8 protein-coding genes are annotated in these 8,010 nt (G+C 58.4%); 5 read left to right on the top strand and 3 right to left on the bottom strand.

What is annotated here, in order from left to right; all coding sequences use genetic code 11:
• Positions 1-75: 75 nt before the first annotated feature.
• On the bottom strand, positions 76-621 hold the full coding sequence (locus HX846_RS20005; RefSeq protein WP_087695266.1) for a TetR/AcrR family transcriptional regulator: 546 nt from the start codon (positions 619-621) through the stop codon (positions 76-78).
• 91 nt (positions 622-712) lie between these two features.
• On the opposite strand from HX846_RS20005, the gene HX846_RS20000 reads away from it, so the two are divergent.
• From HX846_RS20000 to HX846_RS19980, 5 genes are all read left to right on the top strand, one after another.
• On the top strand, positions 713-1,906 hold the full coding sequence (locus HX846_RS20000; RefSeq protein ID WP_003212382.1) for an MFS transporter: 1,194 nt from the start codon (positions 713-715) through the stop codon (positions 1,904-1,906).
• A gap of 41 nt (positions 1,907-1,947) precedes the next feature.
• Positions 1,948-2,259 (top strand): cupin, encoded by a 312-nt coding sequence (locus HX846_RS19995; RefSeq protein ID WP_177055282.1) that lies wholly within the window; start codon positions 1,948-1,950, stop codon positions 2,257-2,259.
• 106 nt (positions 2,260-2,365) lie between these two features.
• Positions 2,366-3,520, top strand: coding sequence for a TDT family transporter (locus HX846_RS19990; RefSeq protein WP_178965961.1), 1,155 nt, complete (start codon positions 2,366-2,368; stop codon positions 3,518-3,520).
• Positions 3,521-3,589: 69 nt separating this feature from the next.
• The gene (locus HX846_RS19985; RefSeq protein WP_178965960.1) at positions 3,590-5,464 is read left to right on the top strand and encodes an MFS transporter; all 1,875 of its coding nucleotides are present in this window, start codon (positions 3,590-3,592) and stop codon (positions 5,462-5,464) included.
• A gap of 176 nt (positions 5,465-5,640) precedes the next feature.
• Positions 5,641-7,122, top strand: a complete 1,482-nt coding sequence (locus tag HX846_RS19980; RefSeq protein WP_177023019.1) for a M91 family zinc metallopeptidase — start codon at positions 5,641-5,643, stop codon at positions 7,120-7,122.
• A 78-nt stretch (positions 7,123-7,200) separates the two neighbouring features.
• On the opposite strand, the gene sugE is transcribed toward HX846_RS19980, so the two are convergent.
• Together sugE and HX846_RS19970 are read right to left on the bottom strand one after the other, a co-directional pair.
• Positions 7,201-7,515: a quaternary ammonium compound efflux SMR transporter SugE gene (gene sugE / locus HX846_RS19975; RefSeq protein ID WP_003190128.1), complete on the bottom strand. Its 315-nt coding sequence runs from the start codon at positions 7,513-7,515 to the stop codon at positions 7,201-7,203.
• Between the two features lie 108 nt (positions 7,516-7,623).
• The coding region (locus HX846_RS19970; RefSeq protein WP_372242001.1) for a bile acid:sodium symporter family protein at positions 7,624-8,010 on the bottom strand (387 nt) is incomplete at its 5' end.

Here is an 8,010-nt window from a genome sequence, read left to right as displayed (position 1 = left end):
AGAGCGGAACCCATATCAGCAACAACCCAAATAACGGATATACACCCAAACCCAAACCCAAACCCACAAACCACCTTACGGCAGCAAAGCCAACTCAATCAGCTCATGCAGTTCTTCAACCTCAAGCGGCGCGGTAGAAAACAGATTACGAAACACGGTGGGCGCAACGATCAAATTGATCAGCCGATCCACGCTGGGAAGTGTCCCGGCGTCGTCGGTGTACCGATCCAGGATCGTCTCCAACTGCCCGGTGAGAATCCCCACGCAATACCCCGGCGCCTGACTGCATTGCACATCACGCATCATCTCGCGGCCAAGGTCCGAGCTCATCTCATCACGGTATTGCTCACCCCAGGCCCGCAGGTCTCCGCGCAGGCTGCCGGTATCAGCCGGCTCACTGTCCGGGCGCAGACGGGCCATCGCAACATCGGCCAGCAGCGCCGCCAAGTCACCCCAGCGCCGGTAGATGGTCGAAGGCGTCACTCCGGCGCGCGTGGCTATCTGCGGCACGGTCACGCTGGAACGGTCCTGCTCTTCGAGCAATTCACGCACCGCCGAATGCACTGATTCCTGGACCCGGGCACTACGGCCCCCCGGGCGGAGCCCTTCTTTTATCGCCATGCGTAAAACCTTAACACAAAGAATTTGCTTTAAGCGCCATCCGGTAGCACACTCCGCAAAAGCAAAATATTAGCTTTAGCGGAGCGTGCCCATGTCCAGCGTTACTTCTCATCGTTCCAGCCTGGTGTTTCTGGCGATCACCTTGCTGACGTTCCTCGCCGCCTCCAGCGCGCCGACCCCGTTGTACCACCTCTATCAAGAGGGCCTGCATTTTTCGGCGGCGATGTTGACCCTGGTATTTGGCATTTACGCCTTGAGCCTGCTGGCTGCATTGCTGACCGTGGGTTCACTGTCGGACCACCTGGGGCGCAAGCCGGTCATTTTTGCCGCGCTGCTCCTCGATATGCTGGCGATGCTGCTGTTTATCAATGCCGACAGCGTCGGCTGGCTGATTGCCGCCCGCACGGTACAAGGCTTTGCCACCGGCATGGCCACCGCCGTACTGGGCGCCGCATTGCTCGACACCGACCGCCAGCAAGGCCCGCTGATCAACAGCGTAGCGCCTTTGCTGGGCATGGCCTGCGGGGCCATGGGCTGCAGCCTGCTGGTGGAGTTCGCGCCGATGCCGACCACGTTGATTTACTGGACCCTGCTCGGGTTGATGATCCTGCAGGCATTGTACGTCTGGCGCCTGCCGGAGACAGTCAGCCGGATTCCGGGGGCCCTGGCCTCGCTATGGCCCACCTTGCATGTACCGCCCCAGGCCCGACGCGCCTTGTGGATCTCGTTGCCGGTAGACGTAGCCGTATGGGCCATGGGCGGTTTTTATCTGTCCCTGGCGCCCTCGCTGGTGCGGGCGGCGACCGGGTCCACCTCGAACCTGATCGGCGGCGGGCTGGTGGCGGTGTTGACGCTGAGCGGTGCGGTGATGATTTTCAGCCTGCGCAACCGCCCGGCGGACAAGGTCCTGCGGTTGGGCGCCGTGCTGTTGGCGGTGGGTGTTGCGCTGATCCTCACGGCCGTCCACAGCGCCAGCCTGCCGCTGTTCTTCATTGCCACGCTGATCGCCGGCGGTGGTTTTGGCTCGGGATTCCTCGGTGCGCTGCGCAGTGTTTTGCCGTTGGCCTTGCCCCATGAGCGGGCGGGCTTGATGTCGGCGTTCTATGTGCTGAGTTACCTGGCGTTCTGTGTGCCGTCGCTGTTGGCGGGCAACTTGACGCGCACCTTCGGTTTGATCGCCACCACCGACGGTTATGGCGTGGTGCTGATCGTATTGGCACTCGGCGCGTTGGTGGCGTTGCTAATGCAGGATTTGGCGAAGAGCAGGGCGACGGCGGGTAATTGATTCAGTAATAATTCGTCACCCTTACGCCTTGGGATTCACCCATGAAGATCATCCGCAGCAAAGAATTCACCGGCACCCGCGCCTGGGAGGCGCTGGACATCGCCAATATGAACGGCATCACCACCCGTTTGCATTGGACCGACCAGCCGTATCGCTGGCACGTGAATGACGGCGAAGAGGTGTTCGTGGTGCTTGATGGCCAGGTGCAGATGCACTATCGCGAAAACGGCAGCGAACAGATGGCCTTGCTTCAGGTAGGCGACATCTTCTACGCCAGTGTCGGCACCGAGCATGTGGCCCATCCACAGGGCCCCGCACGGATTCTGGTGATTGAAACCGAAGGCAGCATTTAATCACATATCTACTAAACAGATAACAGTTAGAGATATTACCCGTTATATAGATATTCGATTCGGTTCTACCATGGTCTCAACCTCATGCGAGGAAGAGGACTACACCATGACTTGCCCGAATACGCTTCACAGCAGCTTGAAACCCTTCAGTCACCTGACCCGTCCCCGGGAAGTGATTCGCCAGTTCACCCCCAACTGGTTTGCCGCCACCATGGGCACCGGGGTGCTGGCGTTGGCGCTGGCGCAATTGCCGGTCAACCTGGCGGGGCTGCACGCCGTGGCCGAAGGGCTGTGGCTGTTTACCATTGGCCTGTTTGTGCTGTTCAGCGTGCTGTATGCGGCGCGCTGGGTGATGTTTTTCCACGAGGCCCGGCGCATTTTCGGGCACTCCACGGTGTCGATGTTCTTCGGCACCATCCCCATGGGCCTGGCGACCATTATCAACGGCTTCCTGCTGTTCGGCGTGCCGCGCTGGGGGGATGGCGTGGTGCAACTGGCCGAGGTGCTGTGGTGGCTCGACGTCGCGATGGCCCTGGCCTGCGGGGTGCTGATCCCGTTCATGATGTTCACCCGCCAGGAACACAGCATCGACCAGATGACTGCCGTGTGGCTGTTGCCGGTGGTGGCCGCGGAAGTCGCCGCCGCCAGCGGTGGCCTGCTGGCGCCGCACCTGGCCGACGCCCATTCGCAACTGGTGATGCTGGTGACCAGCTACGTGCTGTGGGCGTTTTCCCTGCCGGTGGCGTTCAGCATCCTGACCATCCTGATGCTGCGCATGGCCCTGCATAAACTGCCACACGCCAATATGGCCGCGTCGAGCTGGCTGGCTCTCGGTCCCATCGGCACCGGTGCCCTGGGCATGCTGGTACTGGGCGGTGATGCACCTGCCATCTTTGCCGCCAACGGTCTGCCCGGCGTCGGTGAGATGGCCAACGGCATCGGCCTGGTCGCAGGCATCACCCTGTGGGGCTTCGGCTTGTGGTGGATGCTGATCGCGGTGCTGATCACCCTGCGTTACCTGCGGGCCGGTATTCCGTTCAACCTTGGCTGGTGGGGATTCACCTTCCCGTTGGGCGTGTACTCGCTGGCCACGCTGAAACTGGCGAGCACCTTGCACCTGGGTTTCTTCAGTATTGTCGGCAGTGTGCTGGTGGCGGCGCTGGCGTTGATGTGGCTGATCGTTGCCAAGCGCACGGTGCAAGGAGCCTATAAAGGCGAGCTTTTTGTATCGCCGTGCATTGCAGGACTAGCGAATAAGTAAGCAGGATTAGGTAAAGTCGTGGCCTGGAAAAACCAATAACAGCCTTCAGGCCACGCAGGAACACGGACGATGAGCCACCCCTCGCAATTCACTTTGCTGCGCAAACGGCGTTTCCTGCCGTTCTTCATTACCCAGTCCCTTGGTGCGTTCAACGACAATATATTCAAGCAGTCGTTGATCCTGGCGATTCTCTACAAGCTGACCATCGAGGGCGACCGCTCGATCTGGGTCAATCTCTGCGCGTTGCTGTTTATCCTGCCGTTCTTCCTGTTCTCGGCCCTGGCCGGGCAATTTGGCGAGAAGTTCAACAAGGACGCGCTGATCCGGGTGATCAAGATCGGCGAAATCGTGATCATGTCCGTGGGCGCGGTGGGTTTCATGTTCAACCACCTGGAGCTGATGCTGCTGGCGCTGTTTGCCATGGGCACGCACTCGGCGCTGTTCGGGCCGGTGAAGTACTCGATCATGCCCCAGGCCCTGCACGAAGATGAGCTGGTGGGCGGCAATGGCCTGGTGGAAATGGGCACGTTCCTCGCGATCCTCGCGGGCACCATTGGCGCCGGGATCATGATGTCGTCCACCCATTACGCGCCGGTGGTCTCGACGGCCATCGTCGGCATTGCGGTGCTGGGCTACCTGGCCAGCCGCAGCATTCCGCGCGCGGCGGCGTCCAGCCCCGAGATGCGCCTGAACTGGAATATCTTCAGTCAGTCCTGGGCCACCTTGAAGCTCGGCCTGGGGCAGACACCGGCGGTGTCGCGCTCGATTGTCGGCAACTCGTGGTTCTGGTTTGTCGGCGCGATCTACCTGACGCAAATCCCGGCCTACGCCAAGGAATGGATGTACGGCGACGAGACTGTGGTCACGCTGATCCTCACGGTGTTCTCGGTGGGCATCGCACTGGGTTCGATGCTGTGCGAAAAGCTCTCCGGGCGCAAAGTCGAGATCGGCCTGGTGCCGTTCGGCTCGTTCGGTTTGACCGTTTTCGGCCTGCTGCTGTGGTGGCATTCCGGCGGCTTCCCGCAGAACGTCCAGGCCAACGACTGGATCGCCGTGCTGAGTTACGGCCAGGCGTGGTGGGTGTTGTTCGATATCCTCGGCCTTGGCGTATTCGGCGGCTTCTATATCGTGCCGCTGTACGCGTTGATCCAGTCGCGTACCGCCGAGAACGAGCGGGCGCGGGTGATCGCGGCCAACAACATTCTCAATGCGCTGTTCATGGTGGTCTCGGCGATCGTCTCGATCCTGCTGTTGAGCGTGGCCAAGCTGTCGATTCCCGAGTTGTTCCTGGTGGTGTCGCTGCTGAACATCGCGGTCAACACCTACATCTTCAAGATCGTGCCCGAGTTCACCATGCGTTTCATGATCTGGCTGCTCAGCCATTCCATGTACCGCGTCGAGCACAAGAACCTCGAGCTGATCCCGGACGAGGGCGCGGCATTGCTGGTGTGCAATCACGTGTCGTTTGTCGATGCGCTGTTGATTGCCGGTTCGGTGCGTCGGCCGATTCGTTTTGTCATGTACTACAAGATCTACAACCTGCCGGTTTTGAACTTTATCTTCCGCACTGCCGGGGCGATTCCGATTGCCGGGCGGCATGAGGACATCCAGATCTACGAAAAGGCCTTCCAGCGGATTGCCCACTACCTTAAGGACGGCGAGCTGGTGTGCATCTTCCCGGAAGGCAAATTGACCTCCGATGGCGAGATGAACGAGTTTCGAAGCGGCGTGACGCGGATTCTTGAAGAGACGCCGGTGCCGGTGATTCCGATGGCGTTGCAGGGGTTGTGGGGGAGTTTCTTCAGTCGTGACCCGAACAAGGGCTTCTTTCACCGGATCTGGTCGCGGGTGACCCTGGTGGCCGGCGCGCCGGTGACGGTAGAGGCGGCGACGCCAGAGGCGTTGCATGGTCTGGTTGGCACGTTGAGGGGTGATCTCAAGTAGTCAAGTTCTGGTGCTCAGGACCTTCTGCGCTGAAGGGCCTGGGCAGGGACTGACTTTGATGTGGGACAACGCTTGCAGTTTGTAGTTTTGGGTAATAAATCACTCATCCTGCGGAACCATTTCTTTCTAATTGCCACGCAGTCATCGTAGTTGTCTAACGCTAAGGATGATTTTCGATGAACATGCAAGTGAGTACTAACCCTCCCGCTTTACAACCGCCTTTACATACTCTTTCTACAGCACCCTCCGATAAGTTACAGGATAAACAGGGCGAGCCTTCTGCGCCGATAAAAATCATCCCGAATATGCCATTCAATGAAGGTGGGGTCCAGATAGATTTAAGTGTTAGGGGCGGCGGGCGTGGTTTTTTCTCCCCGCCAAAAGACCAGGCGTTAACGATTAAGACGGGTGACAGCGCGGACAAAATTCATATTAAAAATTCGGCTGATGGAGGATTGACCGCCGAGATTAATGGCAAGACCTACGACATTCCTTTCGATACCAAGAGTAATGGTCAGCAGCATCTTGAGATCCAAAGCAACGGCGGAGACGACAATGTCACTATTGACGACGACGTAAAAGTGCCCGTCAGCGTCAAGCTGGGAGCCGGCAACGATCGATTCAACGCTGGAGGCGGCAGGACCAATGTCTACGGCGGTGTTGGTAATGACACCATTCAATTGGGCAGCGGTGTCGGGTATGCCGAGGGCAACGATGGGGATGACACGATCACCGGAGGCTCGGCATATAGCGTCATGTATGGGGGTAACGGCAACGACAAGTTGCGGGGAGCAGGTGGTGGCACTTACATGGACGGTGGCAGCGGCAATGATTCGCTGCGTGGGGGCGGTGGGAAGAACGTCATGAATGGCGGGAAGGGAAATGATGTTGTAGATGGTGGGGCTGGTCAGAATACAATTTATACCGGCAAGGGGCAGGATACGGTTAATTCAGTATCTGATAAGGATATTGTTTACGGCAAGAAAGACGACACTATAAAACGCACGGGGAACTCTAAGTTCGTTGAGGTGACGCCGTCTGACGTTGGTAAAAAAGCGTTTGAGGTTAAAGGGGATGGTGAGTTCAAGCAGCGCGTTGAAGATGATCTAGAGTTTTTTCGGGGTTCTCCAGTAGGGCAAAAAATGCTTGGGGCGTTAGACAAGACTCCCGCGCCGATAAAAATAGAGAAGGTGCCAGAGTCGGAGGGTATCTTTTATAAGTACGGACGTAAGGACTTACAACCACTCAATGAGCACCCACCTCAAGATTCGCAACACGGATTCATCACTAATAACACGCCAGGTATGCCGGCTGATGATGCAACAGTCTCCTACAACCCTTCGTTCATTATGGACAAGTACGAGCGTCCAGGCGTCTCAACCCTGTTCCATGAGTTCGCCCATGCGTACGACGGTGTCGACGGTAAGTTCTTGCCCGGAGAAACTGAAGTACCGCCAGAAACTAGCGATCCCCGCAGGCCAACTCGTGAGCCAAATTTGGAGCGGCAAGCCGTTGGGTTACCAACGGACGGTGAACCTTATGATTTTGATAATGACCCCTCAACGCCCCCTACCAGTACAAACCCGGAGCCGTATAACGAAAATGCACTTTACAAGGAATGGGGGAAAGAACCGCGTGAACGCTACTATGACGTCTGATGCATCACAGAGTAGTAAATAGCGCGCCGTACTCGGTGGACTATTAAGTCCACCTTATTTTTATTGCCGGTGAGTGGCTCAGGCGCTGATCTTGAGCCCGATCAGCCCACAGATAATCAACGCCACACTGGCCAGTCGAAACAGCGCCATGGACTCCCCGAACAGGATAATCCCGGCAATCACAGTGCCCACTGCACCGACACCGGTCCAGATGGCATAGGCGGTACCCAGCGGCAGTTCCTTCATGGCCAGCCCCAACAGTCCGAGGCTGACGGCCATGGCGGCAATCGTCAGGGCCGTGGGCAGTGGCTTGCTGAAACCGTCGGTGTACTTCAGTCCGACGGCCCAGCCGACTTCAAACAGTCCGGCAAAAAACAGAATGATCCAGGACATGATGACCTCGCTTCTATAAGGCGGGGTCGTCCCCTGAATTAATCGCGCGATAGCGTCGCGAGGTCGTCCACGCGAAGCCCGTTAGAGTGCCGAATATTGATCAGGTGATCAAGTTTCGGACTTGCCCGCCAACAATTCGCGGTCTTCCTTTTCGCTCATCCGCCGGAAGTACGTAGCCAGGAGTGCCCCGGAAATATTGTGCCAGACGCTGAACAGCGCACTCGGCACCGCCGCCAGCGGCGAGAAATGCGCACTTGCCAGTGCGGCGCCCAAGCCGGAGTTCTGCATGCCCACTTCCAGCGACAGGGATTTGCGTTGTGCCAGCGGCAGGCCGAACACACGGCCGGTGAAATAGCCCAGCAGGAAGCCAAAGGTGTTATGCAGGATCACCACCGCCATGATCAGCAGGCCCGACTCGGCAATCTTCGCCTGGCTGGCCGCCACCACGGCGGCGACAATCGCCACGATGCTGACCACCGACACCAGCGGCAACAC

Origin of the sequence: Pseudomonas sp. K5002, assembly GCF_013386655.1 — a bacterium.
Taxonomy (GTDB): domain Bacteria; phylum Pseudomonadota; class Gammaproteobacteria; order Pseudomonadales; family Pseudomonadaceae; genus Aquipseudomonas.
This window is presented reverse-complemented; position numbering and strand designations above follow the sequence as displayed.

Coding starts and splice junctions, on each gene's coding strand:
- HX846_RS20005 (WP_087695266.1), bottom strand. CDS start 621: ATGGCGATAAAAGAAGGGCTCCGCCCGGGGGGCCGTAGTGCCCGGGTC.
- HX846_RS19980 (WP_177023019.1), top strand. CDS start 5,641: ATGAACATGCAAGTGAGTACTAACCCTCCCGCTTTACAACCGCCTTTA.
- HX846_RS19985 (WP_178965960.1), top strand. CDS start 3,590: ATGAGCCACCCCTCGCAATTCACTTTGCTGCGCAAACGGCGTTTCCTG.
- HX846_RS19995 (WP_177055282.1), top strand. CDS start 1,948: ATGAAGATCATCCGCAGCAAAGAATTCACCGGCACCCGCGCCTGGGAG.
- HX846_RS19990 (WP_178965961.1), top strand. CDS start 2,366: ATGACTTGCCCGAATACGCTTCACAGCAGCTTGAAACCCTTCAGTCAC.
- sugE (WP_003190128.1), bottom strand. CDS start 7,515: ATGTCCTGGATCATTCTGTTTTTTGCCGGACTGTTTGAAGTCGGCTGG.
- HX846_RS20000 (WP_003212382.1), top strand. CDS start 713: ATGTCCAGCGTTACTTCTCATCGTTCCAGCCTGGTGTTTCTGGCGATC.